Source organism: Methylobacterium sp. J-092, from assembly GCF_022829325.1.
GTDB lineage: Bacteria > Pseudomonadota > Alphaproteobacteria > Rhizobiales > Beijerinckiaceae > Methylobacterium.
Map to the genome: position 1 here is coordinate 71778 of NZ_JAKSXU010000108.1, position 25300 is coordinate 97077.

20 protein-coding genes, 1 pseudogene and 1 riboswitch are annotated in these 25300 nt (G+C 69.6%); of the genes and pseudogenes, 9 read left to right on the forward strand and 12 right to left on the reverse strand.

What is annotated here, in order from left to right; all coding sequences use genetic code 11:
- Positions 1-74: 74 nt before the first annotated feature.
- The 3 genes and pseudogenes from MKK60_RS12075 to MKK60_RS12085 all read right to left on the reverse strand — a co-directional run.
- A pseudogene (locus MKK60_RS12075) lies at positions 75-1079 on the reverse strand (enoyl-CoA hydratase/isomerase family protein); the annotation flags it as partial.
- On the reverse strand, positions 1079-2221 hold the full coding sequence (locus tag MKK60_RS12080; protein WP_243986037.1) for an acyl-CoA dehydrogenase family protein: 1143 nt from the start codon (positions 2219-2221) through the stop codon (positions 1079-1081). The gene MKK60_RS12080 and the pseudogene MKK60_RS12075, both read right to left, overlap by 1 nt.
- A 57-nt stretch (positions 2222-2278) precedes the next feature.
- Positions 2279-3775 (reverse strand): CoA-acylating methylmalonate-semialdehyde dehydrogenase, encoded by a 1497-nt coding sequence (locus MKK60_RS12085; protein WP_147842730.1) that lies wholly within the window; start codon positions 3773-3775, stop codon positions 2279-2281.
- Positions 3776-3931: 156 nt separating this feature from the next.
- Here MKK60_RS12085 and MKK60_RS12090 point away from each other — a divergent pair, with 156 nt between their 5' ends.
- The 3 genes from MKK60_RS12090 (at position 3932) to MKK60_RS12100 (ending at position 8274) form a co-directional block, all read left to right on the forward strand.
- Positions 3932-4840 carry a LysR family transcriptional regulator gene (locus MKK60_RS12090; protein ID WP_243986039.1) on the forward strand — a complete coding sequence of 303 codons (909 nt, stop codon included), beginning with the start codon at positions 3932-3934 and terminating at the stop codon, positions 4838-4840.
- A gap of 169 nt (positions 4841-5009) precedes the next feature.
- On the forward strand, positions 5010-6173 hold the full coding sequence (locus MKK60_RS12095) for an iron-containing alcohol dehydrogenase (RefSeq protein WP_243948816.1): 1164 nt from the start codon (positions 5010-5012) through the stop codon (positions 6171-6173).
- Between the two features lie 379 nt (positions 6174-6552).
- Complete coding sequence (locus MKK60_RS12100; protein ID WP_243986042.1) at positions 6553-8274, forward strand: AMP-binding protein; 1722 nt, start codon at positions 6553-6555, stop codon at positions 8272-8274.
- Positions 8275-8284: 10 nt separating this feature from the next.
- Here MKK60_RS12100 and MKK60_RS12105 read toward each other — a convergent pair whose 3' ends face one another.
- From MKK60_RS12105 to MKK60_RS12140, 8 genes are all read right to left on the reverse strand, one after another.
- Positions 8285-8713 (reverse strand): DUF3291 domain-containing protein, encoded by a 429-nt coding sequence (locus MKK60_RS12105; protein ID WP_243986044.1) that lies wholly within the window; start codon positions 8711-8713, stop codon positions 8285-8287.
- A 72-nt stretch (positions 8714-8785) separates the two neighbouring features.
- Positions 8786-9148, reverse strand: a complete 363-nt coding sequence (locus MKK60_RS12110) for a hypothetical protein (protein WP_243986046.1) — start codon at positions 9146-9148, stop codon at positions 8786-8788.
- 110 nt (positions 9149-9258) lie between these two features.
- On the reverse strand, positions 9259-10863 hold the full coding sequence (locus MKK60_RS12115; RefSeq protein WP_243986054.1) for an AMP-binding protein: 1605 nt from the start codon (positions 10861-10863) through the stop codon (positions 9259-9261).
- 34 nt (positions 10864-10897) lie between these two features.
- A complete protein-coding gene (locus MKK60_RS12120; RefSeq protein WP_147728195.1) occupies positions 10898-11890 on the reverse strand; it encodes a branched-chain amino acid ABC transporter permease in 993 nt (330 codons plus the stop codon).
- A 141-nt stretch (positions 11891-12031) separates the two neighbouring features.
- Entirely contained in the window at positions 12032-12919 is an 888-nt protein-coding gene (locus MKK60_RS12125; protein ID WP_147842724.1) for a branched-chain amino acid ABC transporter permease, read from the reverse strand.
- A 66-nt stretch (positions 12920-12985) separates the two neighbouring features.
- Positions 12986-14188, reverse strand: coding sequence for an ABC transporter substrate-binding protein (locus MKK60_RS12130; protein ID WP_147842723.1), 1203 nt, complete (start codon positions 14186-14188; stop codon positions 12986-12988).
- 127 nt (positions 14189-14315) lie between these two features.
- A complete protein-coding gene (locus MKK60_RS12135; protein WP_243986056.1) occupies positions 14316-15056 on the reverse strand; it encodes an ABC transporter ATP-binding protein in 741 nt (246 codons plus the stop codon).
- Entirely contained in the window at positions 15049-15807 is a 759-nt protein-coding gene (locus MKK60_RS12140; protein ID WP_243933215.1) for an ABC transporter ATP-binding protein, read from the reverse strand. Before MKK60_RS12140 ends, MKK60_RS12135 begins: the two co-directional genes overlap by 8 nt.
- 198 nt (positions 15808-16005) lie before the next feature.
- A riboswitch (glycine riboswitch) is annotated at positions 16006-16107 on the forward strand.
- Positions 16108-16265: 158 nt separating this feature from the next.
- On the opposite strand from MKK60_RS12140, the gene gcvT reads away from it, so the two are divergent.
- The 6 genes from gcvT (at position 16266) to MKK60_RS12170 (ending at position 24043) form a co-directional block, all read left to right on the forward strand.
- Complete coding sequence (gene gcvT, locus MKK60_RS12145) at positions 16266-17435, forward strand: glycine cleavage system aminomethyltransferase GcvT (RefSeq protein WP_243986057.1); 1170 nt, start codon at positions 16266-16268, stop codon at positions 17433-17435.
- 23 nt (positions 17436-17458) lie between these two features.
- Positions 17459-17821: a glycine cleavage system protein GcvH gene (gcvH, locus tag MKK60_RS12150; RefSeq protein WP_147725808.1), complete on the forward strand. Its 363-nt coding sequence runs from the start codon at positions 17459-17461 to the stop codon at positions 17819-17821.
- A gap of 72 nt (positions 17822-17893) precedes the next feature.
- The gene (gene gcvP / locus MKK60_RS12155; protein ID WP_243986058.1) at positions 17894-20749 is read left to right on the forward strand and encodes an aminomethyl-transferring glycine dehydrogenase; all 2856 of its coding nucleotides are present in this window, start codon (positions 17894-17896) and stop codon (positions 20747-20749) included.
- Between the two features lie 201 nt (positions 20750-20950).
- Positions 20951-21796 carry a transglutaminase-like domain-containing protein gene (locus MKK60_RS12160; RefSeq protein ID WP_147725810.1) on the forward strand — a complete coding sequence of 282 codons (846 nt, stop codon included), beginning with the start codon at positions 20951-20953 and terminating at the stop codon, positions 21794-21796.
- Between the two features lie 1335 nt (positions 21797-23131).
- Positions 23132-23503 (forward strand): hypothetical protein, encoded by a 372-nt coding sequence (locus MKK60_RS12165; protein ID WP_243933221.1) that lies wholly within the window; start codon positions 23132-23134, stop codon positions 23501-23503.
- 60 nt (positions 23504-23563) lie between these two features.
- Entirely contained in the window at positions 23564-24043 is a 480-nt protein-coding gene (locus tag MKK60_RS12170; protein ID WP_147725812.1) for a cache domain-containing protein, read from the forward strand.
- A 612-nt stretch (positions 24044-24655) separates the two neighbouring features.
- Here the strand turns inward: MKK60_RS12170 and MKK60_RS12175 are convergent.
- Positions 24656-24925, reverse strand: coding sequence for a DUF6894 family protein (locus tag MKK60_RS12175; protein WP_243986059.1), 270 nt, complete (start codon positions 24923-24925; stop codon positions 24656-24658).
- Between the last annotated feature and the right edge of the window lie 375 nt (positions 24926-25300).

Below are 25300 nucleotides of genomic sequence, written 5' to 3' on the forward strand. Positions count from 1 at the left end.
TCAGGATGAGGGAGCAGGGGGGACAAGACGTCGTCCGGCACCGAAAAGACCGGGGCCGCCCGCGGCGCGAGCCAGCCGGCGATCCGTTCGGGGTCGACCGCGTCGAGGGTCGGCGGCGACCAGCGCGGCGCCTTGTCCTTGTCGATCACCGCCGCGCGGATGCCCTCGCGAAAATCCCCCTCCGCCAGCAGGGCGAGGGACGCGTGGAACTCGCGCTCCAGGCAGGCCTCCAGCGTCGTCGCCGCGCGGCCGAGACGCAGCAGGCGCAGCGTCAGCACGAGGCTCGACGGCGACTTCTCCAGCAGCGTCGCGCGCGTCCGCCCGGCGAATTCGGAGCCTTCGGCGGCGAGCGCGGCCAGGATGTCCTCGACGCGATCGTGCGCGAAGCAGCGGTCGATGACGGCTTGCGCCGCGGCGAGCGGGGCCGGCCCCGGCGTGACGGCGCGCGCGTCGATCGCCGCCCGGACGGTGGCGTGGCCGGCCTCCGGGGCGAGGGCGGCGAGCGCATCGATCAGGGCGGGCAGCGTCGCTGCGGGCACGCAGGCGTCGGCGAACCCCGCGAAGATCGCGTCGGCCGCGCCCATGGGCTCGCCGGTCAGCCCGAGATAGGTCCCGGTCTCGCCGGGCGCGCGCGGCAGCAGCCAGGTGCCGCCGACGTCGGGCAGGTAGCCGATGCCGGTCTCCGGCATGGCGATGCGGGAGCGCCCGGTGACGACGCGGTGGCCGGCATGGCCCGACAGCCCGACGCCGCCGCCCATGGTGATCCCGTCCAGGATCGCCACGAACGGTTTTTCGTAATGCGCGATCCGCGCATCGAGGCGATACTCGTCGCGCCAGAAGTCCTCGGCGGACCTTGAACCCGCGCTCTCGTAGAGCGAGCGCAGGTCGCCGCCGGCGCACAGGCCGCGCTCGCCCTCGCCGGTGAGCAGGATCGCGGCGACGCCTTCGTCGGCGGCGAAAAGATCGAGGGCGGCATCGATCGCGCCGACCATGCCGTGGGTCAGCGCGTTCAAGGCCTTCGGCCGGTTCAGGCGGATGCGCCCGAGCGTGCCGACGCGCTCGACGAGGATGTCGGGCATCAGCGCTCCCCGAGCAGCGCGCGGGCGATGATCACCCGCATGATCTCGTTGGTGCCCTCCAGGATCTGGTGGACGCGCAGATCCCGGACGATCTTCTCGATGCCGTACTCGGCGAGATACCCGTAGCCGCCGTGGAGCTGCAGCGCCTCGTTGGCGACGTGGAACGCGGCGTCCGTCACGTGGCGCTTGGCCATGGCGCAGAGCTTGGTCGCCTCCGGCGCCCTGGCGTCGAGGGCGGCGGCCGCGTGGCGCAGGAACGCGCGGGCGACCTCGAGCTCGGTCGCCATGTCGGCCAGCCGGAACTGCAGCGCCTGGAAGTCCGAGAGCTTCTGGCCGAAGGCGCGGCGGTCGCCCATGTAGGCGAGCGTCCGGTCGAGGGCCGATTGCGCGCCGCCCAGCGCGCAGGCGGCGATGTTGAGGCGGCCGCCGTCGAGCCCGGCCATGGCGTAGCGGAAGCCGTCGCCCTCGGCGCCCAGCCGGTTCTCGACGGGCACCCGGCACTGGTCGAAGCGCACCGCGCGGGTCGGCTGGGCGTTCCAGCCCATCTTGCGCTCGTCGGCGCCGAAGGAGAGGCCGGGCGTGCCCTTCTCGACGACGATCGCCGAGACGCCCTTCGCGCCCTCGCCTCCGGTCCGGGCCATGACGAGGTAGAGGTCGCTGGCGCCGGCGCCCGAGATGAACTGCTTCTCGCCGGTCAGCACGTAGGCGTCGCCGTCGCGGACCGCGCGGGTTCGGAGCGCCGCGGCATCCGAGCCCGAGCCGGCCTCGGTCAGGCAATAGCTGGCGATCCTGTCCATCCGCGTCAGCGACGGCAGCCAGCGCCGGCGCTGCGCCTCGCTGCCGAAGGCGTCGATGATCCAGGACGACAGGTTGTGGATCGAGAGGAAGGCCGCCACCGTCGGGCAGCCTTCGCCCAGAGCCTCGAAGATCAGGCTGGCGTCGACGCGGCTCAGGGCCGATCCGCCGACATCCTCGCGGATGGTGATCGCGGCCATGCCGAGAGCTGCCGCCGCGCGAAGAGTCTCGACGGGGAAGTGCTTGCGCGCGTCCCAGTCGAGGGCGTGCGGCGCGATGTGCTCGCGCGCGAAGTTCTGGGCCATCTCCCGGATGGCCACCTGATCCTCGTCGAGCCCGAAGCGCATGGCATCAAGTCCTTGGCTGGACGGTTCTCCCTCCCCCGCAGAGGGGGGAGGGTCGGTTCACCGCATCGTCGGGATCGAGAACTCCGCGCCGCTCTTGATGCCCGAGGGCCAGCGCTGCGTCACGGTCTTGGTCTTGGTGTAGAAGCGGATCGCGTCGGGCCCGTGCTGGTTCAGGTCGCCGAAGCCCGAGCGCTTCCAGCCGCCGAAGGTGTGGTAGGCGATCGGCACCGGGATCGGCACGTTGACGCCGACCATGCCGACGTTGACCCGGGCGGTGAAGTCGCGCGCCGCGTCGCCGTCCTGGGTGAAGATCGCGACGCCGTTGCCGTACTGGTGGGTGGAGGGCAGCGCCAGCGCCTCCTCGTAGTCCTTGGCCCTCACGACCGAGAGGACCGGGCCGAAGATCTCCTCCTTGTAGATCGTCATATCGGCGGTGACGCGGTCGAACAGGCAGCCGCCCATGTAGAAGCCGTTCTCGTAGCCCTGCAGGGTGAAGCCGCGGCCGTCGACGGCGAGCTCGGCGCCCTCCTGGAGGCCGGTCTCGATGTAGCCCTTCACCCGCGCCACCGCCTCGGCGGTGACCATCGGGCCGTAATCGGCCGAGCCGTCGTGCGAGGGGCCGATCTTGAGGCTCTCCACCCGCGGCACCAGGCGCTCCATCAGCCGGTCGGCGGTGCCCTCGCCGACGGGGACGGCGACCGAGATCGCCATGCAGCGCTCGCCGGCCGAGCCGTAGCCGGCGCCGATCAGCGCGTCGACGGCCTGGCCCATGTCGGCGTCGGGCATGATGATCATGTGGTTCTTGGCGCCGCCGAAGCACTGGGCGCGCTTCCCCGTCTGCGCGGAGCGGACATAGATGTACTCGGCGATCTGCGAGGAGCCGACGAAGCCCACCGCCTTGATGTCCGCGTCGTCGAGGATCGCGTCGACCGCCTCCTTGTCGCCGTTGACGACGTTGAGGATGCCCGGCGGCAGGCCGGCCTCCAGGAAGATCTCGGCGATGCGCATCGGCACGCCGGGGTCGCGCTCGGACGGCTTGAGGATGAAGGCGTTGCCGCAGGCGATGGCCGGGGCGCATTTCCAGAGCGGGATCATCGCGGGGAAGTTGAACGGCGTGATGCCGGCGACCACGCCCAGCGGCTGGCGCAGGGAGTAGACGTCGATGCCGGGGCCGGCGCCTTCCGTGAACTCGCCCTTCAGCAGGTGCGGGATGCCGCAGGCGAACTCCACCACCTCGACGCCGCGCTGGATGTCGCCCTTGGCGTCGGGCACGGTCTTGCCGTGCTCGGAGGCCAGCAGCTCGGCGAGCGAATCCGTCTCGCCGCGGATCAGCTCGAGGAAGCGCATCATCACGCGGGCGCGCTTCTGCGGGTTGGTCGCGGCCCAGGCGGCTTGCGCGTCGCGGGCGTTCTCGACCGCCGCGCGAAGCTCGGCGCGGCTCGCCAGTGCGACGCGGGCCTGGACCTCGCCGGTCGAGGGAAGGAACACGTCGGCGAAGCGGCCGCTGGTGCCCGCGACGGTCTTGCCGCCGATGAAATGCCCGATCGTGCGCATGTGCGCCTCTCCTGTGCTCGTTTCCTCAGGTCCGGCCGGCGCGACGGCCAGCCGATTTTGAGCGGACCATAGCAGCGTCGATCGGGCGATAAAGCTGGACCTGCTCGCAGCCGGTGTGCATCGATGCACAGCGCCATCCCCGTCGGACCCAAGCCCGTGACCCTCAAGAAGACCCGCAACTGGGACGACCTGCGCTTCTTCCTCGCCGTCGCCCGCACCGGCACGCTGACGGCCGCGGCGGCGCAGACCGGCACCGAGCACACCACCGTGGCCCGGCGCATCCTGGCCCTGGAGGAGGGGCTCGACCGCCGGCTCTTCCACAAGAGCAACCTCGGCTACGCGCTGACCGAGGCCGGCGAGGCGCTGCTCGGGACGGCGGAGGCGATGGAGAGCGCCTTCGTCTCGGGCTCGGCGGCCGGCGGCACCGGGCGGAGCGTCGCGGGCACGGTGCGGATCGGCGCGCCGGACGGGTTCGGCAGCGTGTTCCTCGCGCCACGGATGCACCGCCTGACCGAGGCCCATCCCGGGCTCGAGATCGAGATCATGGCGACCGCGCGGATCTTCAGCCTGTCGAAGCGCGAGGCGGACATCGTCGTCAGCCTGTCGGCGCCGCAACAGGCGCGGGTGGTGACGCGGCGGCTCACCGACTACCGGCTCTTCGTCTACGGGTCGAAGGCCTACCTCGACGCGGCCGAGCCGATCCGGACGGCGGCCGACCTCGGGCGGCACCCGTTCGTCAGCTACATCGAGGACATGCTGTTTGCGCGGGAGCTCAACTACCTCAACGTGATCGGGCCGGGCGCCAGCGCGCGGCTGCGCTCGACGAACCTGCTCGCCCAGGTGCACGCCACCCTCGCCGGTGCCGGCCTGTGCATCGTGCCGGCCTTCATCGCGGCCGCCCATCCCGGCCTCGTGCCGGTGCTGCCGGACGCGCTGTCGCTGACGCGGGCCTTCCACATGCACATCCACGAGGACCACCGGAAGGCCGCCCACATCCGCGAGGTGGCGGCCTTCATCGTCGGCGCGGTCGAGGCGGCGCAGGCGCTGTTCTCGCGGGCGGGATAGTGCGTCGCACCGGCAAGCTCAGGCAGGATACTGCGCGCCGGATGTCGCGCGACGGGCGCCGACCGGGCTTGTCCTCGCGCCCGCGCAGCCGCTAGCCTGCCTTTCGTATTCTGCGTTCATTCGCGCGCGTCCCCTCGGCGCGTCCCTTTGGAAAGACGGATCCAACGCCATGATCAGCGCCATCGCCCTGCCGCGGCTGATGCGGATCGGAGCCGGTGCGTGCGGGCTGCTGCCGGAGGTGCTGGGGCAGCTCGGGCTGTCCCGGCCGTTCGTCGTCACCGATCCCTACCTCGCCGACAGCGGCCGGGCGGGGCGGCTCGTCGAGCGCCTAGCGGCGGCCGGCATCCGGGCCGGGCTGTTCTCGCAGACCGTGCCGGACCCGACCGTGGCCTCGGTGGAGGCGGCTTTGGCCGCGCTCAAGGCCGGCGACCACGATTGCGTCGTCGGCTTCGGCGGCGGCAGCCCGATGGACACGGCCAAGGCCGTCGCGGTGCTGGCCCGCCACGGCGGCCACATGCGCGACTACAAGGCGCCTCACAGCCAGGACGCGCCCGGTCTGCCGATCCTGGCGATCCCCACCACCGCCGGCACCGGCTCGGAGGCGACGCGCTTCACCATCGTCACCGACGGGGCCACCGACGAGAAGATGCTGTGCGCCGGCCTCGCCTACCTGCCGGTGGCGGCGCTGGTCGATTACGAGCTGACCCTGAGCAAGCCCGCGCGGCTCACCGCCGATACCGGGATCGACGCGCTGACCCACGCGATCGAGGCCTACGTCTCGCGGAAATCCAACCCGTTCTCGGACGGGTTCGCGCTCGCCGCGATGCGGGCGATCGCGCCGAACCTGCGCCGGGTCTGGACCGATCCGGGCGACCGGGCTGCGCGGGAGGCGATGATGTTCGGCGCGACGCAAGCAGGCATCGCCTTCTCCAACAGCTCGGTGGCCCTCGTCCACGGGATGAGCCGGCCGATCGGCGCGCATTTCCATGTGCCGCACGGGCTCTCGAACGCGATGCTGCTGCCGGCCGTCACCGCCTTCTCGGCGCCGGGCGCGCCCGGGCGCTACGCCGCCTGCGCCCGGGCGATGGGCGTGGCGCGGGAGGGCGACGACGAGCGCAACGCGGTCTCCCGCCTGATCGCCGAGCTGCAGAACCTCAACGACGACCTGCAGGTGCCGACGCCGGGCGACTACGGCATCGACGAGGCCCGGTGGAACGGCCTGATCCCGACCATGGCGGCGCAGGCCCTGGCCTCGGGCTCGCCCGGCAACAACCCGGTGGTGCCGGACGCGGAGGCGATCGCGACGCTGTACCGCCAGGTCTGGGCCGCCTGAGCGGGACGGGACGCGCGGGCAGGCGCCTTTCCCGAACGGGCTGCCGGCTTCACGAAGCTCACAATCCCGGTTTTCGCACCCGTCCCGTCATCCCGGGGCACCGCAGGCGAGCCCGGCGATCCAGAGCCGCAGGTTGTGCTCCAGCTTGCACTGTCGGCGGCACTGGATCCCCACATCACCCTTGACCCTGAAGACAGTCGCCGGGCTCGCCTCCGGCGCTGCGGGAGGACGGTGGGGGTTTTCGAACCGAAACGCGCGAGCCGGGCGGACGTGATAGCCCCCGCAGAGGGGAAAGAGGATCCGCCGAAGCTTCAGTTCAGCAAAAGACTGATCGAACACAAGACAACGGAAAAGCCACCGAAAACCAGGGAGAACGCCGATGCCGAGCTTTCGCGAGTCCCGCGACTTTCTTCTGGCCCACCGCACCGACTACGCGGCGGCCTATGCGGGCTTCCGATGGCCGGACGCGGCGGCGTTCAACTGGGCGCTCGACTGGTTCGACGCGGACCTCGCGACCCGCCCGGAGACCCGCGACCGCCCTGCCCTGTGGATCGTCGACGCGGCCTCGGGGGCGGAGACGAAGGTTTCGTTCTCGCAGATGAGCCGGCGCTCGAACCAGGTCGCCAACCACCTGCGGTCGCTGGGCCTGCGACGCGGCGACACCCTGCTGCTGCTGCTCGGCAACGTGCCGGCCCTGTGGGAGACGATGCTGGCGGCGATGAAGCTCGGGGCGATCGTGATCCCGGCGACCACGCTGCTGACCGACGGCGAGCTCGCCGACCGGCTCGACCGCGGGCGGCCGCGGCTGATCGTGGCCGGGGCCGATCAGGTGCCGAAGTTCGAGGGCCTCGACCTGGGGCCGGTGGTGCGCCTGACGACCGGGCCGGCCGCGCCCGGCTGGCAGCCCTACGCGGCCGCATTCTCGGCCTCCGACGCGTTCGCGCCCGACGCGGCGACCGGCGCCGACGACCCGTTCCTGCTGTACTTCACCTCCGGCACCACGGCGAAGCCCAAGCTCGTGCGGCACAGCCACCGCTCGTATCCGGTCGGCAGCCTGTCGACGATGTACTGGCTCGGGCTGCAGCCCGGCGACGTCCATTGCAACGTCTCCTCTCCCGGCTGGGCCAAGCACGCCTGGTCCTCGGTCTTCGCCCCCTGGAACGCCGGCGCCACGGTGTTCGTGGTCAACCAGGCGCCGTTCTCGGCCCCGGCCCTGCTCGCGGTGCTCGGCCGCTGCCGCGTCACCACCCTGTGCGCGCCGCCGACGGTGTGGCGGCTGATGATCCAGGAGGACCTGACCGGGCACGACCTGGCGCTGCGCGAGGTCTGCGCCGCCGGCGAGCCGCTGAACCCGGAGGTGATCGAGCGGGTGCGCGACGCCTGGGGCCTGACCATCCGCGACGGCTACGGCCAGACCGAGACCACGGCCCAGGTCGCCAACACCCCGGGCCAGACGGTGAAGCCCGGCGCCATGGGCCGGCCGCTGCCGGGCTACACGGTCCGCATCCTCGACATCGACGATCAGCCGGCGAGCGAGGGCGAGGTCTGCCTCGCCCTCGGCGAGCACCGCCCGGCCGGCCTGATGCAGGGCTACGACGACGGCGCCGGCCACCTTTCCGGCGCGGACGGGCCGCTCTACCGCACCGGCGACGTCGCCTTCGTCGAGCCGGACGGAACCCTGACCTTCGTCGGGCGCGCCGACGACGTGTTCAAGTCCTCCGGCTACCGCATCAGCCCGTTCGAGCTGGAGAGCGTGCTGATCGCGCATGCGGCGGTGGCCGAGGCGGCGGTGGTGCCGGCGCCCGACGCGATCCGCTACACGATCCCGAAGGCCTTCGTGTCGCTCGTCGGCGGCGCGGAGGCGACGCGGGAGACCGCCCTCGACATCTTCCGCTTCACCAACGCGCGGCTCGCGACGTTCAAGCGGCTGCGGGCGATCGAGTTCGTCGCGGAGCTGCCCAAGACCATCTCCGGCAAGATCCGCCGGGTCCAGCTCCGGCGCCTGGAGCACGACGGCACCACCGACGACCCGTTCCGGGGCTTGACCTTCGCCCAGTCGGACTTCCTGGAGCTGAAGTCCGACGAGCGGAAACCGGGCTGAGCGGTCCGGCTCAGCCGGCCGCCCGGGGAAGCCGCCCGCCGCGGGGCGTGCGCGGCGGATCGTCGGCGAGCGCCGCGTGCGCGGGCGACGGATGGCGGACCTTGGAGGGCCGGCCGGTCTCGCGCATCCGCCGGTCGGCTTCGGGCCAGTCCGGCAGGCCCGGCGCGATCCAGTGGGCGACGGAGGCCTCGTCGCACCAGCGGCTGAGCTTGCCCATCGCCGCGCGGTGGTCGCCGGCCAGCACGTAGGCGCGCATCGCCGCCTCGTCGGCCCAGGCGGTGACGGTCCAGAAGGTCAGCTTGGCGTCGTCGAGCAGCGCGCCGTCGCGGTAGCCCGCAGCGTTGCGCGCCTGCAGGCCCGAGCGGACGCCGTACCACGCGAACCCGGGCACGAAGCGCCAGGAGCGCAGCCGCAACCGGGTGAGGCTGATCCAAAGCATGGACGGCATCTCGCGTGACGGCTGCCGCGCCCTCGCACACGCCGTGCCGTGCCATGCTCCGGCCGCGCGTCCTCAGCCGCGGCTGTCGAGGCGTGGACCGCCGAGGCTGATCCGGCTGCCCTGCGAACGGTGGCTGCCGTAGCTCGGGGCGGCGTAGGGGCGGCGCGACAGGTCGTAGAGGGTGTTGCCGACGAGGCCGGCGGCGCGGCGCAGCACCGCGCCGTCGCAGGTGGCCGCGATCCGGATGCCGAGCTCGTGGGTGTGGCTGCGGCCGTAGAGGTAGACCGCCAGCCGCGCGCGGGTCGCCTCGGGGATCTCGCAGACCATCGCCGACACGGTCTCCGGGTCGGCGCGGGAGATCCGGCCGAGCGCGTCGGGCGGCAGCGGGCACTCGGCGGTGGGGTCGTCGAAGCTGAGGGTCAGGGTCTGGGTCACCACGGTCGCTCCCGGCTTGAAGGCCACAGGATGGCGAGCGGATGGTTAACGAAGCGTAACGGCGCGTATCCGATCGTGTCCGGAGCGACGCCTTGCTGGGGCGCGCGCGTCTACGGCGCGCGGGCCTGCTCGCGCAGCACGAACTTCTGGATCTTGCCCGTGGCGGTCTTCGGCAGGGGGCCGAACACGATCCGCTTCGGCACCTTGAAGCGGGCGAGGCCGGCCCGGCAGAAGGCGACGATCTCGGCCTCGCTCGGCGGGGTCGCGCCGGCCTTGAGCTCCAGGAAGGCGCAGGGGCTCTCGCCCCATTTGGCGTCGGGCTGCGCCACCACGGCGGCGAGCATCACCGCGGGGTGGCGGGTCAGGACCTCCTCGATCTCCAGGCTGGAGATGTTCTCGCCGCCGGAGATGATGATGTCCTTGGCGCGGTCCTTGATCTCGATCTGCCCGTCGGGGTGCTGCACCGCGAGGTCGCCCGAGAGGTACCAGCCGTCGCGAAGCGTCGCGGCCGTCGCCTCGGGGTTCTTGAGGTAGCCCTTCATCACGGTGTTGCCGCGCAGGGCGATCTCGCCGACCGTGGCGCCGTCCCGCGGCACCGCCGCCAGCGTTCCGGGATCGACGACGCGCACCGCCTCGACCGTCGGCAGCGCCACGCCCTGGCGGGCCATGCGGCGGTGGCGCTCGCCGGGCTCCAACCGGTCCCAGTCGGGGCCGGGCACGCAGATCGTCGCCGGGCCGTAGCTTTCGGTGGCGCCGTAGAGGTGGGTCACCGCGAAGCCGGCCGCCTCCATCGCGGCGATCACGGTCGAGGGCGGCGCGGCGCCGCCCGTCGCGCAGCGCACCCGCTGCGGGAACGGCCTGCGCACGTCCGCGGGGGCGTTGACGATCATCGACAGCACGATCGGCGCGCCGCACAGATGCGTGACGCCGTGCTCGGCGATCGCCCGATAGATCGCAGCCGGCTCGACCCGGCGCAGGCAGACCTGGGTGCCGCCGGCCGCCACCACCGCCCAGGGGTAGGACCAGCCGCTGCAATGGAACATCGGCAGCGTCCAGAGATAGACGCTGCCCGGCGAGAGCCCGAAGGTGAGCGCGTTGCCGAGGGCCTGGAGGTAGGCGCCGCGGTGGCTGTAGACCGCGCCCTTCGGGTCGCCGGTGGTGCCCGAGGTGTAGAGCAGGCAGAGCGACTGCCACTCGTCGTCCGGCCCCGGCCCGACGAAGTCCGGGTCGCCCTCCGCGACGAGGTCCTCGTAGGCGAGGCCGCCGCCCCCGGGGTCGTCCACGGCGATCACCAGGATCGGGTTCGGGACGGCCTCCAGCGCCTCGGCGGCGAGCGCCCGGAACGGCGCGTCGACGATCAGCGCCCGCGCCCCGCCATGGGTCAGCGAGGCGGCGAGCGTGGCGGCGTCGAGGCGGGTGTTGAGCGGGTTCAGCACCGCGCCGAGCATCGGCACGGCAAAGTGCGCCTCGATCATCGCGGGCACGTTGCCGGCCAGGATCGCCACCGTGTCGAGCCGGCCGATCCCGCGCCCCCCCAGCGCCGCGGCGAGGCGGCGGCAGCGGGCGTCGAGCGCGCGGTAGGTCAGGCGCCGGTCGCCGTCGATCACCGCCAAGCGGTCGGCGAAGGCGTCGGCGGCGCGCGCCAGGAAGCTCACGGGCGTCAGCGCCGCGCAGTTCGCGGCCGAGCGGTCGAGCCCGCTTTCGAACGGGCTCATGCGCCCACCCTCCCCGCGCCTCCGCCGGCCCGGGTCACAGCGGACGCCGGGTGATCCGCGCGATCAGGCCGACGATGCCCTCGCGGAACAGCAGCACGCAGAGCACGAAGACCACGCCCTGGATGATCGTCACCCAGGCGCCGAACTGCGCAAGGTAGGTCTCCATCGTGACGATCACCAGCGCGCCGATGATCGGCCCGAACACCGTGCCCATGCCGCCGACCAGCGTCATCAGCACCACCTCGCCCGACATCGCCCAGTGCACGTCGGTGAGGGAGGCGAGCTGGAACACGATCGCCTTGGTGGAGCCGGCGAGCCCCGCGAGCGTCGCCGAGAGCACGAACACCGCGAGCTTGTACTGGTTCACCCGGTAGCCGAGCGAGATCGCGCGGGGCTCGTTGTCGCGGATCGCCTTCAGCACCTGCCCGAACGGCGAGTGGATGATGCGGTAGATCAGCAGCAGGCCGCCCATGAACACCAAAGCCACGAGGCCGTAGAGCGCGCGGTCGTCGGCGAGGCTGATCGTGCCGAACAGGGCGCCGCGCGGCACCGCCTGGATCCCGTCCTCGCCGCCGGTGAACTTGGCCTGAAGCGAGAAGAAGAACGCCATCTGCGCGAGCGCCAGCGTGATCATCGAGAAGTAGATGCCCTGGCGCCGGATCGCGAGCGCCCCGAAGACCAGCCCGAGCAGCGCCGCCGTCAGCGTGCCGCAGAGGATCGCGAGTTCCGGGCTCAGGCCCCAGACCTTGGCCGCGTAGGCGCAGAGATAGCTCGCCATCCCGAAATACGCGGCGTGCCCGAAGGAGAGCAGGCCGCCGTAGCCGAGCAGCAGGTTGAACGCGAGCGCGAACAGCCCGAAGCACAGCACCTTCATCAGGAACACGGGGTAGAGCACGAACGGCGCCACCGCGAGGAACACGGCGATGCCGAGCATGATCCTGCGATGCAGGGCGCGGTCGTCCCTGCCTTCGGAAATGACCGGGGCGATGGCGGCGTCCGCGGGAGCGAGGGCGGCGGTGTCGGCCATGTCAGAATCCGTCTGTCTGGATGGCCATCGACCGTGAACGGCCGATGGCGTCCGCCGCACCTGCGGCGACGCGCGGTCGCGCTTGCCGCCGACCGCGCGTGGGCGGGCCGGCCTCGGCGCTCGTCGGCGTGGGCTGGCGCATCAGGCCGTCCGCCCGAACAGGCCGGCGGGCTTCACCAGCAGCACCAGCACCATGATCACGAAGATCACGGTGGCCGAGGCCTCGGGATAGAACACCTTGGTCAGCCCCTCGATCAGCCCGAGGCCGAACCCGGTGATCACCGAGCCGAGGATCGAGCCCATGCCGCCGATCACCACCACGGCGAAGACCACGATGATGATGTCGGCGCCCATGTTCGGGTTGACCGAGTAGATCGGCGCGGCGAGCACCCCGGCGAAGCCCGCGAGCGCGACGCCGAAGCCGTAGGTCAGGGTCAGGAACAGGGGCACGTTGACGCCGAAGGCCTGGACCAGGGTCGGGTTCTCGGTCGCCGCGCGCAGGTACGAGCCGAGCTTGGTCTTCTCGATGACGAGCCAGGTGGCCAGGCACACGGCCAGCGACGCGACCACGACCCAGGCGCGGTAGTTCGGCAGGAACATGAACGGCAGGCGCTGCCCGCCGGACAGTTCCGGCGGGATCGCGTAGGGCAGGCCCGAGACGCCGTAGTAGTTGCGGAACAGCCCCTGGATGATCAGCGCCATGCCGAAGGTCAGCAGCAGGCCGTAGAGGTGGTCGAGCTTGTACAGCCGCGCGATCAGCACCCGCTCGAGCACGATGCCGAAGGCGCCGACGAGGAGCGGTGCCAGGGCCAGCGCCCACCAGTAGTTGACCCCGAGGTAGTTGAGCAGCATCCAGGCGACGAAGGCGCCCATCATGTACAGCGCCCCGTGGGCGAAGTTGATGATGTTCAGAAGCCCGAAGATGATCGCCAGCCCCAGGCTGAGGATCGCGTAGAACGAGCCGTTGATCAGCCCGAGCAGGAGCTGGCCGAACAGCGCCTGCATCGGCACGCCGAAGATCGTGGTCATCGCAACCCAGCCATCGTCTGCCCCGACGCCGCGGCGCGCCGTGCGCCGCGGGAGAACGCCAACCGCTCAGCCCTTTACGAGGGGGCAGCCGCCCTCGTTCAGCGGGCGGAACACCTCGTTGCCGGGGATGGTGGCCAGCAGCTTGTAGAGGTCCCACTCGCCCTTGGACTCGGCGGGCTTCTTGACCTCGAACAGGTACATGTCGTGGATCTTGCGCCCGTCGACGCGGATCGTGCCCTTGCCGAACAGCGGGTCGTCGGTCGGCATGTCCTTCATCCTGGCGACGACCTTGGCGCCGTCGGAGGCCGCCTTCAGCGCCTCGACCGCCTTGAGGTAGTGGAGCGTGCCTGCGTAGACGCCGGCATGGTTGGCGGTGGGCTTCTTGCCGCCCATCTGCTTGGCGAAGCGGTCCGAGAAGGCGCGGGTGGCGTCGGTGAGGTCCCAGTAGAACGGCTCGGTCAGGACGAGCCCCTGGGCCACCTTGGTGCCGAGCGAATGCACGTCGGAGGAGAAGACGAGGAGGCCGGCCAGCGCCTGCCCGCCCTCGGTGATGCCGAACTCGCCGGCCTGCTTGATCGCGTTGATGGTGTCGCCGCCGGCGTTGGCGAGCCCGATCACCTTGGCGCCCGACCCCTGCGCCTGCAGCAGGAACGAGGAGAAGTCGGCGGTCGGGAACGGGGTCTTGACCGAGCCGACGACCTTGCCGCCGTTCTTGGTGACGACCGCGGTGGTGTCGCGCTGGAGCGTCTGGCCGAAGACGTAGTCGGCGGTGAGGAAGAACCAGGTGTCGCCGCCGCGCTTGACCATGGCGCCGCCGGTGCCGTTGGCGAGCGCCACCGTGTCGTAGACCCAGTGCACGGTGTTGGGGGTGCATTGCACGCCGGTGAGGTCGGCGGTGCCGGCGCCGGTGTCGATGAAGGTCCTGTTCTTCTCCTTGGTGACCTGGTTGATCGCCAGGGCCACGGAGGAGGTCACGCCGTCGATGATCATGTCGACGCCGTCGCGGTCGTACCATTGCCGCGCGATCGCCGAGCCGACGTCGGGCTTGTTCTGGTGGTCGGCCGAGATGACCTCGACCTTGAGGCCCTTGTCGGCGGCCTTGAAGTCCTCGACCGCCATCCGGGCGGCCACGAGCGAGCCCTCGCCCGCGATGTCGGCGTAGACGCCGGAGCGGTCGGTGAGCACGCCGATCTTGACCGGCGTCTGACCCTGCGCGGCCGCCGCCGTCAGGGTCCCCAGCGCGGCGGCAAGCAGCATTCGTCTCAGCATCCGGTCCGTCCTCCTCGGTGCGCCGGCCGTTTTACGCGTCGGGGCCAAGTGCCCGTCCGTCGTCGGCCTCGTGCGTCGCGTTTCTCTTCGTATGAGGACTCTAGAAGTCCGTCGATGCCCGAGGTCTTCAGACCCCGAGATAGGCGTGGAGCTTGTCGATATTGGCGTCAAGCGCGTCGTTGGCGATCTCGTCGACCACCCGCCCCTGCTCGATCACCACGTGGCGGTCGGCGAGCGTCTGGGCGAAGCGGAAGTTCTGCTCGACGAGAACGATGGTGTAGCCGCGGCCCTTCAGCTCCCGGATCGTCCGGCCGATCTGCTGGACGATGACGGGGGCGAGCCCCTCGGTCGGCTCGTCCAGCAGGATCAGCTTGGCGCCGGTGCGCAGGATGCGGCCGATGGCCAGCATCTGCTGCTCGCCGCCCGAGAGCTTGGTGCCCTGGCTGCCGGCCCGCTCCTTGAGGTTCGGGAACAGGGTGTGGATCTCGGCCACCGACATGCCGCCCGGCTTCACGATCGGCGGCAGCATCAGGTTCTCGGCCACCGTGAGGCTCGCGAAGATTCCGCGCTCCTCCGGCACGTAGCCGAGGCCGAGCCGGGCGATGTTGCGCGAGGCCATCCCGATCGTCTCGATGCCCTCGTAGGTGATCGAGCCGGCGCGGCGCGCCAGGATGCCGATGATGGCGCGCAGCGTCGTGGTCTTGCCCGCGCCGTTGCGGCCGAGCAGCGTCACCACCTCGCCGGCCCGCACGTCGAGGTCGATCCCGTGCAGGACGTGGCTCTCGCCGTACCAGCCCTCCAGGCCGCGCACCGCCAGCAGGGCGTCCGAGCTCGCGCGCGGAACGGTCTTCAGCGCCGCCTCAGCCATGCCCGGCCCCGATATACGCCTCGATCACGCGCGGATCCTTCGACACGGTGGCGTAGTCGCCCTCCGCCAGCACCTGGCCGCGGGCCAGCACGGTGATCCGGTCGGAGAGCGAGGCGACCACCGACAGGTTGTGCTCGACCATCAGGATGGTGCGGTCCTTGCCGACCCGGCGGATCAGGGCCGCGGTGCGCTCGACGTCCTCGTGGCCCATCCCGGCCATCGGCTCGTCGAGCAGCAGCATCTCGGGATCGAGCGCCAGGGTGGTGGCGATCTCGAGCGCGCGCTTGCGGCCGTAGGACAGCTCCACCGCCTGGTGGCCGGCGAATTCCGACAGGCCGACCTGGTCGACGAGGTCCAGGGCCTCGGCATCGAGGCGGCGCAGCACCGTCTCGGCGCGCCAGAAGTCGAAGGAGTCGCCGTGCTTGCGCCGCTGCAGCGCGATGCGGACGTTCTCCATCACCGTGAGGTGGGGGAACACCGCCGAGATCTGGAACGAGCGCACCAGCCCGAGCCGGGCGACGTCGGCCGGCTGCAGGCGGCTGATGTCGCGGCCCTTGTAATGGATCGCGCCGGCCGTGGGGCTGAGGAACTTGGTGAGAAGGTTGAAGCAGGTGGTCTTGCCAGCGCCGTTCGGGCCGATCAGCGCGTGGATGGTGCCGCGCACAACCTCGAGCGTCACGCCGTTCACGGCGCGGAACCCCTTGAACTCCTTGGTCAACCCGGTCGTGGACAGGATGATGTCCTGTGCCAAACGCAACCCTCCCCTGCATCTTTAGCAGGATGTATCGCTGGAAGCGCCGGCGGCGTCCATCGCGTTTTCGAAGGCGGTGCGAACATTCCCCGGCCGATGACACCCCTTCCGGCAGCGGAAAGCGTGACAGTCGGGGGCAGGTTGTCCGGCCGGCGCTTGCCGGCCGCATCGCAGAATGCCAGTCTGGCCGCGTCCGCATAAAGCGATACGGGAGAGCCCAGATCGGTCCGACGACCGATCATGGCGCCGACGGAGCAACCACCCCCGGAAACTCTCAGGCACAATCACCGTATCGTTGGACGATCTGGAGAGAGGCGCCACCTGGCGCCCACCGAAGGAGAAACCTCGGAGACCGCCGACGCGGCGTCCGGGGGAAGCTCTCAGGTAACCGCGACAGATGGGGGCATCCGAGGAACGCATCCGCGTTCTTCGGCGGCTCGTCGTCGTGGAAACACCAGATGCATGCGGACCCCCTCGCGACCGTCGACACCCCCCGCGCTTCCGGCCTGCTGCGCACCCCGCTGCACGCCCTGCATCTGCGCCGCGGCGCGCGGATGGTGCCGTTCTCCGGCTACGACATGCCGTTGCACTATCCCGCCGGGCTGCTGAAGGAGCACCTTCACACCCGCGCGAACGCCGGCCTGTTCGACGTGTCCCATATGGGCCAGATCGCGCTCGCGGCGGACGACCCGGCCGAGGTCGCCCGCGCCCTCGAGGCCCTGATCCCGGCCGACATCGTCGGGCTGAAGCCCGGCCGGCAGCGCTACGGCCTGCTGACCGACGCCGCCGGCGGCATCCGCGACGACCTGATGGTGGGCAATCTCGGCGACCGGCTGGTGCTGGTGGTCAACGCCGCCAACAAGGCGGCCGACCTCGCCCATCTCCGGGCCTATCTTCCCGCCGCGGTGACGGCGACGGCGCTCGACCGCGCGCTGATCGCGCTCCAGGGCCCGAAGGCGGAAGCCGCCCTGGCGCGCATCGCCCCGCAGGTCGCGGCGATGCGCTTCATGGATGCGGCGGAGGTTCCGATCCTCGGGCATGCCTGCCTCGTGACCCGCTCCGGCTACACCGGCGAGGACGGCTTCGAGATCTCGCTGCCGGACGTCGCCGCCGAGGCCGTCGCCGAGGCCCTGCTCGCGGACGCGGCGGTGATGCCGATCGGGCTCGGCGCCCGCGATTCGCTTCGGCTCGAAGCCGGCCTGTGCCTGCACGGCGCCGATATCGGCCCCGACACCTCGCCGGTCGAAGCCGGCCTGGCCTGGGCGATCCCGTCCGTGCGCCGCATCGGCGGCGCACGCGCCGGCGGCTTCCCGGGCGACGCCCGGATCCTCGCCGAGATCGCCGCCGGCCCGTCCCGCCGCCGCGTCGGCCTGCGCCCGGAGGGGCGCAGCCCGGTGCGGGCGGGGGCACCGCTGTTTGCCGAGGAGGCCGGCACCGAGCCCGTCGGCACCGTCACCTCCGGCGGCTTCGGCCCGAGCCTCGGCGCGCCGGCGGCGATGGCGATGCTGCCCGTCGCGCTCGGGACCGACGGCACCCGCGTCTTCGCCGAGGTCCGCGGCCAGCGCCTGCCGGTTCGGGTCGTCCCCCTCCCCTTCGTCCCGGCCGGGTTCAAGCGCGGCCGGATCTGAAACATCCCGTCAGGAGCAAGACCATGCTGCGATTCACCGACGCGCACGAGTGGCTGAGGGCGGAGGGCGAGGTCGTCACCGTCGGCATCACGGCGCATGCCGCCGAGCAGCTCGGCGACCTCGTCTTCATCGAGCTGCCGAAGGTCGGCGCCAAGCTGTCGAAGGGCGAGGCGGCGGCCGTCGTCGAATCGGTCAAGGCGGCCTCGGACGTCTACGCGCCGCTCTCGGGCGAGGTCGTCGCGGTCAACGACGCGGCGGCGGGCGACCCGGCCGCCGTCGGCACCGATCCGCAAGGGGCCGGCTGGCTCTACCGCCTGCGCCTCGACGACCCGTCCGAGATGGACGGGTTGATGGACGAGGCCGCCTACGCCGCCCTGCCGAAGTAGCCGCCTCCGCCGCTCCGCCGCCGGCGCCGACGCGCCGGCGGCCTTATCGCCCTTCCAAGCCGGGATGCCGCCATGACCGCGCATTACGACCCCTACGACTTCGCCAACCGCCGCCACATCGGCCCGACCCATGCCGAGATCGACGCGATGCTCTCGGTGGTCGCGGCCCCGAGCCTGGAGGCGCTGATCGACGACACCCTGCCACCCGACATCCGGCAGGCGCGGCCGCTCGCGGACGACCTCGCCTTCGGCCCCGCGCTGACCGAGCGCCGGGCGATCGAGCGGATGCGCGAGATCGCCGACCGCAACCGGGTCCTCGTCTCGCTGATCGGCCAGGGCTACCACGGCACAACGATGCCGCCGGCGATCCAGCGCAACATCTTCGAGAACCCGGCCTGGTACACCGCCTACTCGCCCTACCAGCCGGAGATCAGCCAGGGACGGCTCGAGGCGCTGATCAACTTCCAGACGCTGGTCTGCGACCTCACCGGCCTCGACGTCGCCAACGCCTCGCTGCTGGACGAGGCCACAGCCGCCGCCGAGGCGATGGGCATGGCCCGCCGCGTCGCCAGCTCGAAGGCCGAGGCCTTCTTCGTCGACCGCGACTGCCTGCCCCAGACCATCGCGGTGCTGCGGACGCGCGCCGCGCCGATGGGCTGGCGCATCGTCGTCGGCGATCCCCTCGCCGACCTCGACCCGGAAGCGGTCTTCGGGGCGATCTTCCAGTATCCCGGCGTCTGCGGCGCGATCCACGACGTCTCGGGGCCGATCGCGGCCCTGCACGCGGCCGGCGCCATCGCCGCGGTCGCGGCCGATCCGCTGGCCCTGACACTGCTGAGGTCGCCCGGCGAGATGGGCGCCGACATCGCGATCGGCTCGATGCAGCGCTACGGCGTGCCGATGGGGTTCGGCGGACCGCACGCCGCCTACATGGCGACCCGCGACGCGCACAAGCGCGCGCTGCCCGGGCGCCTCGTCGGCGTCTCGGTCGACGCCCACGGACACCGTGCCTACCGCCTCGCGCTGCAGACCCGCGAGCAGCACATCCGCCGGGAGAAGGCGACCTCGAACATCTGCACCGCGCAGGTGCTGCTCGCGGTCATCGCCTCGATGTACGCGGTGTTCCACGGCCCCGCCGGGCTGAAGGCCATCGCCCAGCGCGTCCACCGCGACGCGGTGCGCCTCGCCCAGGGGCTCGCGGCGTTGGGCTTCACGGTCGAGCCCGAGCACTTCTTCGACACGATCACCGTCCGGGTCGGGGCGTTCCAGGGCGTGATCCTGGCCCAGGCGGTTGCCAACGGGGTGAACCTGCGCAAGGTCGGCGACGACCGGATCGGCATCACGGTGGACGAGCGCACCCGCCCCGACATCCTGCAGGCGGTCTGGCGCGCCTTCGGGGCGACGGATCCGATCTACGACGAGGCCTGGCCCGCGTCCCGGCTGCCGGACGGCTTGGTCCGCACCTCCGCCTACCTCACGCACCCGATCTTCCACATGAACCGGGCCGAGAGCGAGATGACGCGCTACATGCGCCGCCTCGCCGACCGCGACCTGGCGCTCGACCGGGCGATGATCCCGCTCGGCTCCTGCACGATGAAGCTCAACGCCACCGCCGAGATGCTGCCGATCTCCTGGCCGGAATTCTCGGAGATCCATCCGTTCGTGCCGGCCGATCAGGCCGCCGGGTATCACGAGCTCATCGGCGACCTGTCCGGGAAGCTGTGCGCGATCACCGGCTACGACGCGATCTCGATGCAGCCGAATTCCGGCGCGCAGGGCGAGTATGCCGGGCTGCTCGCGATCCGGCGCTACCACCTCTCCCGCGGCGCGGCGCACCGGACGATCTGCCTGATCCCGTCCTCGGCCCACGGCACCAACCCGGCCTCGGCGCAGATGTGCGGGATGAGCGTGGTGGTCGTCGGCGCCGACGCGAACGGCAACATCGACGTCGCGGATTTCCGCGCCAAGGCCGAGCGGCATTCCGATAACCTCGCGGCCTGCATGATCACCTACCCCTCGACCCACGGGGTGTTCGAGGTGCGGGTGCGCGAGCTCTGCGACGTCGTCCACGCCCATGGCGGCCAGGTCTACCTCGACGGCGCCAACCTCAACGCGCTGGTCGGGCTGGCCCGGCCCGGCGACATCGGCGCCGACGTCAGCCACCTCAACCTGCACAAGACCTTCTGCATCCCGCACGGCGGCGGCGGGCCCGGCATGGGGCCGATCGGCGTCAAGGCGCACCTGATCCCGTTCCTGCCCTCCGATCCGCGCTCGGGCGAGGAGGGGGCGGTCTCGGCGGCCCCCTACGGCTCGGCCTCGATCCTGCCGATCTCCTGGAGCTACTGCCTGATGATGGGCGGGCGCGGCCTCGCCCAGGCGACCCGCGTCGCGATCCTCAACGCCAACTACATCGCCGCCCGGCTCGGCCGCGCCTACCCGATCCTCTACGCCGGCGCCAACGGCCGGGTCGCGCACGAGTGCATCGTCGACGTGCGCCCCTTCCAGAAGAGCGCCGGCATCACGGTCGAGGACATCGCCAAGCGCCTGATCGATTGCGGCTTCCACCCGCCGACCATGAGCTGGCCGGTGGCCGGCACGCTGATGATCGAGCCGACCGAATCCGAGACCCAGGCCGAGATCGATCGCTTCTGCGACGCGATGCTGGCGATCCGCGCCGAGATCCGCTCCATCGAGGAGGGCCGCGCGGACCGGGCGGACAACCCCCTCAAGCACGCGCCGCACACGGTCCAGGGACTGATCGGCGCCTGGGAGCGGCCCTATTCGCGGGAGGCGGCCTGCTTCCCGTCGGGCGCGCGCGGCATCGACAAGTACTGGCCGCCGGTCAACCGCGTCGACAACGCCTACGGCGACCGCAACCTGATGTGCTCCTGCCCGGCCCCCGACAGCTACGAGGCCGCGGCGGAGTGAACCGACGCCCGCCGCGCCTCGGCGACGACGCGTTCCGGCCGCCGGCCGGCACGCACCCGACGTTTCGGGAGCCTCGAATGACGGTTCCGCGCCATTTGCCGACTCTTTGAGCGCCGAATGCCCGTTCCGACACTTCCGCATGAGGAACATTCACCTCTACCGGTATTTGGAAAGTCTTTCCTCCTCGCGGCGGAGCGCCCCATGAAGATCCGGACCGGCTACACGATCGGCTACGACACGTTCGGCCCGACGGCGCTCACCTACCAGCTCAACGTCCACCCCTCGCGGGCGATCGACCTGCTCACCTCCGACGCGATGCGGGTCGATCCGCCGGTGCCGATGCGGACCTACACCGACGGGTTCGGCAACACCTGCGTGCGGCTGCTGTCGCCGGGCGGGCGCATCACGGTGTCGGCCGACTTCCTGATCGTCGACAGCGGCGAGCTCGACGCCTACGAGCCGACCGCGCAGCAATTCGCGGTGCCGGACCTGCCCGACGACGTGCTCGTGTTCCTGCTGGGCTCGCGCTATTGCGAGACCGACAAGCTCTCCGGCATCGCGTGGTCGCTGTTCGGCAACACGCAAGAGGGCTGGGCCCGGGTGCAGGCGATCGTCACCTGGGTGCACCAGCGCATCCGCTTCGACTACCAGCTCGCCGACGCCACCCGCTCGGCCTTCGACGGCTACAACCAGCAGGTCGGCGTCTGCCGCGACTACGCGCACCTCGCCGTCGCCCTGTGCCGCTGCATGAACATTCCGGCGCGCTACTGCACCGGCTATCTCGGCGACATCGGCGTGCCGGTCGACATCAACCCGATGGACTTCTCCGCCTGGTTCGAGGTCTACCTGAACGGCCCGAACGGCGGCCGCTGGTACACCTTCGACGCCCGCCACGACGCGCGCCGGATCGGCCGCATCGTCATCGCGCGCGGCCGCGACGCCACCGACGTCGCGATCTCCACCAGCTTCGGCACGGCGCTGCTGGCGCAGTTCGACGTCCACACCGACGCGGTGCCCGACGACTTCGTGCTGATGCAGGCCGCCTGAGCGTCCGCCCGCGCCAGGGCATCCCGCCGCAGCGACGGATCGCGGGATGGCCGCGCGGGACCACCCCCGGTATCCGCCCGCCATGGATCCGACCGCGCTCGCCCTGATGGCCACCGCCCTCACCTATTCCGGCTACCTCGTGCTGCTCGGGTGGCGCTGACGGGCGTGTTCCGTCTCGCCGCGGCGAAGACGGGTTTGGATGCCTGGGCCGGCTCGAGCCCGTGAAGCTGCATCGTCGGGCACTTCGGGCCGCGTGGGCAGTGGTTCGAGTCCTGGGACGATGCCGGCGATGGGCTTCGCGCAGGCGATCCCTGTCCCAGGCCGCATCGGCCGTGACGATGTCGACCCGAAGGTCGGTGATCAGGCTCTCGGCCTGAGGCGCACCGCCCCTCCGGCCCGCGCCGAGGGTGAAGCACAACCGGGCAGCCTGGGCCGTGCAAGGCGAAATGGATCCGACTGCTCCGCCGGCCGCGCGAACGTCCGAGCGCCGGGTCGGACGCGGCTCGATCGCCGGCCCCCGGCGCCGACCGAAGGCCGGCGGGCGCGCGCGATGGTGGCATCCACGATCGGGTCTTCGAAGCCGGGATCGTCCGACAGCGCCCCGGAGATCTGCCGCCACCCCCCTCTCCGGTTCCGGCAGCCGAACCGACGAAGCACGCCGTTCCGCTCGGAGCCTCCGGCGGATCGCGTCGAGGCCAGCCGCGGCGCTGGATCCAGAGGACGCCCCCGACGAACGTCCGGTCGTCGCACCCGGCCGCGCCCTTCAGGTCCGGCCCCCCGATGATCAGCGGCGCCCGGCGCTTCCACGGCCCGTCGCCGAGAACCAATAAATATAATTTTTCTAAGTAACTTCTTCAGTAATCGATAACAGACTTGTATATCGCAATAAATCAAGGTAATTCATGAGGCGCATGACTTTTGCTTCAGTAAATAGCCTGGATTTTTCCCTCATCCCGGCTGCGTCGTGAAGTCGTCTCTTAGACTTGCAAGACTGCAAATTTACGCAATTCTATGTTGTTGATGTCGAAAATAAGGACGTGCTATAAAATATATACTCGAAAGACGATTGCAAGACGACGGCCTTGCAGGGCGTAACTTAACTGTTTATCGGAATTTACGTAAGCCATCCTTCCCCGAAGGCCAAGCAGAATCGGCTGCCTACGGGGCTCTTTGGCCTTGCGGAGCCAGTCAGGCCATGAAAACCAAACGGTTTCCGCCCTGCCTCCCGCCGTTTGACCTGTGTTGCGGCATTCATCAATTGCATCCATCAAACGCATGATGTAACGAGGCCAAGCGATTCCTAGCATCACACGTGTGGTATACATGGAGTGGCAGATGTCGGATCTGGCAAAAGTCGGATTATATTGCGATGAAGCAAGGAATATTATTGCGCGCGCAGAGGAAACTTTTCTTTGCTTGAACGAGGGCGGCGCTTGCTTGGGACATAAATTGATGGCCGCCCAGAATTTCGCGGCGCTGAAGCGGCTCGGTCAAATCATCGATCGGCATGATTGTCTTATAAGCTCGAGATCGCCTATCAACGCTGTTGAGATTCCCGTTGTCATCAAGCGGCGCTGGTGGGCAATCGTGCTGAGGCGCAACAAAGGCAATGATCGCACCTTCGAGACGCCGACCTCGGCCGCCTTCATCCCGTCCGAAATCGAAACGCATGGGAATTCGTCGACGATGACGGGTTCCGACAAATAGGTCCTGGTCTCCGGTCCCGGCCTGTCGCAGGACCGTTGTGCTCGTCATCGAGGCGCCGGCATGTTCAAGCCCCTGCTGATCTGGCCGGCGGTGCTGGCCTTAAGCGCGAGGATCCTTGTCGCCGAGATGATCAATCCTCCATCGTCGAGCCAGGCGGTGGACATCGAGGCGCTCGTTGATGAGGCGGCCCGGATTCTGGAAACGCACGGTGCGGAAGCATTCGGAGATTTTCGCAAGAAGAATACGTTCTGGCGTCATGGGGACGTATACCTGTTCGTCGTCGACATGCAGGGCACCGTCCTGTTCAACGCCGCTCATCCGGATCGCGAGGGACGGGATCTGTTCAACGAGCGCGATGCCGACGGGAACCGATTTCACAAAGACTTCATCGACGTCGTCAATAGGTTCGGCGCCGGCTGGGTCGACTACATGTTTCCCAAGCCCGGTTCATCGATACCGTCCGTCAAGTGGAGCTATGTCTGCGGAACGCGCGTCGGAGGCGTCGCTGCGCTCGTGGGCGCCGGCGTCTATGTCGATTGACCGCGTTGCAGCGACGCCCGTGGCGGACGGCTCGGGCGCTTCGCAAGGCGCGATGGGAGAGCTTCTCGGCCTGGACGCAGGTCTTCAGCCCCGCCCAGAGCGTCACGCCTCGGATCGCAGGCAGGATGCGGTGCATGGTGTCCGTTCCGTTCGCCTCCCCCCGCGGCGCGGGATGCCGCTGCGATCGGTCGCTTTTAGGTCGAGCCGTCGGCCGATCGCTGACGGGCGACACGGACGCGACCGCGCTCGCCGTTTCGACTTCCGCCTTGGTTCTCCGGCTTCGTCGTGCGGCTCGGGTCGGTTTGACCAGCAGGCCGGTCGTGATGCGTCCGTGTCGTACGGAACGGCGGACGACGGATCGTCAAGCGTCGCAATCCCATGTCCTTCAGCGAGGCGTGTTGCAGGTCCCCGCAACACCGAGAGCTTGATCCCAGGCCATAAAGAATGCGCCAAATCATTAACTGGGCTAAAATGGTGGTGAGCGCGTTGGGGCTCGAACCCAAGACCTACGGATCAAAAGCTTGCAAAAAGCCGTGCTGCCGATGCCGCAAAATTGTTTTGACGAGCGCGTATGGTCTATATGTGAGGCGCTCTGGGTTGATGGCTTTTAATTTAATGATCGATAATAGGCATGCGATACAGCTCATTTCCCTCAGAATTTTTGATTACGAGTTCCCATAAGCTGTCCACATCCACCAGCTCTCCGCCACTGCGTAGTTCCTCGATCGCAATGCCGGCCTGCTCGATGGCTTCCGCGAGGTCTGCCGCATCGACGCCCTGTGCATCGGATATCGTGTTCGGGCCATCGGTGAGATCAAAGTAAAAATGCATGAGAGAGGCGCTTCGTTGAAGTTTGGAGTCGGAAAGGCGCTCATCGCTCACGTCATCCGGCGTGCCACGCGGTCTTCCGAGCATTTGCGACTCCCTAGGCGGCAGTGAATTCTATTGAATAATATCTTTGAATGTCTTATTAATATAACTAGGCACTATTATGTTGCATGGGTTCCAATTATTATTGATTTTTACAAATAGCCTATCATATAGATTATGTAATTTTCTTATTCATGTATTGATACATTTAGTTCAATCGCCTCAATTATTTTCGCGATGTGGCGTCGTCGATTGAGCGGCGTGATTGATAAATGGTAAGCTTCGAGGAGTGCCGGGCCGCTGCAAGACCAATTTAACGCTTGTTCGCATGTCAAAAATACCATGTCACAGTCAAGATTTTGTTAAATTACTGTAAGATAGCGAGAA

What these genes read in the sequence shown, in the direction of transcription:
- MKK60_RS12085 (WP_147842730.1), bottom strand. Translation starts at nt 3,775, where the DNA reads ATGCGCACGATCGGGCATTTCATCGGCGGCAAGACCGTCGCGGGCACC.
- gcvT (WP_243986057.1), top strand. Translation starts at nt 16,266, where the DNA reads ATGCATGCGGACCCCCTCGCGACCGTCGACACCCCCCGCGCTTCCGGC.
- MKK60_RS12095 (WP_243948816.1), top strand. Translation starts at nt 5,010, where the DNA reads ATGATCAGCGCCATCGCCCTGCCGCGGCTGATGCGGATCGGAGCCGGT.
- MKK60_RS12080 (WP_243986037.1), bottom strand. Translation starts at nt 2,221, where the DNA reads ATGCGCTTCGGGCTCGACGAGGATCAGGTGGCCATCCGGGAGATGGCC.
- MKK60_RS12130 (WP_147842723.1), bottom strand. Translation starts at nt 14,188, where the DNA reads ATGCTGAGACGAATGCTGCTTGCCGCCGCGCTGGGGACCCTGACGGCG.
- MKK60_RS12160 (WP_147725810.1), top strand. Translation starts at nt 20,951, where the DNA reads ATGAAGATCCGGACCGGCTACACGATCGGCTACGACACGTTCGGCCCG.
- MKK60_RS12135 (WP_243986056.1), bottom strand. Translation starts at nt 15,056, where the DNA reads ATGGCTGAGGCGGCGCTGAAGACCGTTCCGCGCGCGAGCTCGGACGCC.
- MKK60_RS12115 (WP_243986054.1), bottom strand. Translation starts at nt 10,863, where the DNA reads ATGAGCCCGTTCGAAAGCGGGCTCGACCGCTCGGCCGCGAACTGCGCG.
- MKK60_RS12165 (WP_243933221.1), top strand. Translation starts at nt 23,132, where the DNA reads ATGTCGGATCTGGCAAAAGTCGGATTATATTGCGATGAAGCAAGGAAT.
- gcvH (WP_147725808.1), top strand. Translation starts at nt 17,459, where the DNA reads ATGCTGCGATTCACCGACGCGCACGAGTGGCTGAGGGCGGAGGGCGAG.
- MKK60_RS12170 (WP_147725812.1), top strand. Translation starts at nt 23,564, where the DNA reads ATGTTCAAGCCCCTGCTGATCTGGCCGGCGGTGCTGGCCTTAAGCGCG.
- MKK60_RS12120 (WP_147728195.1), bottom strand. Translation starts at nt 11,890, where the DNA reads ATGGCCGACACCGCCGCCCTCGCTCCCGCGGACGCCGCCATCGCCCCG.
- MKK60_RS12125 (WP_147842724.1), bottom strand. Translation starts at nt 12,919, where the DNA reads ATGACCACGATCTTCGGCGTGCCGATGCAGGCGCTGTTCGGCCAGCTC.
- MKK60_RS12100 (WP_243986042.1), top strand. Translation starts at nt 6,553, where the DNA reads ATGCCGAGCTTTCGCGAGTCCCGCGACTTTCTTCTGGCCCACCGCACC.
- MKK60_RS12105 (WP_243986044.1), bottom strand. Translation starts at nt 8,713, where the DNA reads ATGCTTTGGATCAGCCTCACCCGGTTGCGGCTGCGCTCCTGGCGCTTC.
- gcvP (WP_243986058.1), top strand. Translation starts at nt 17,894, where the DNA reads ATGACCGCGCATTACGACCCCTACGACTTCGCCAACCGCCGCCACATC.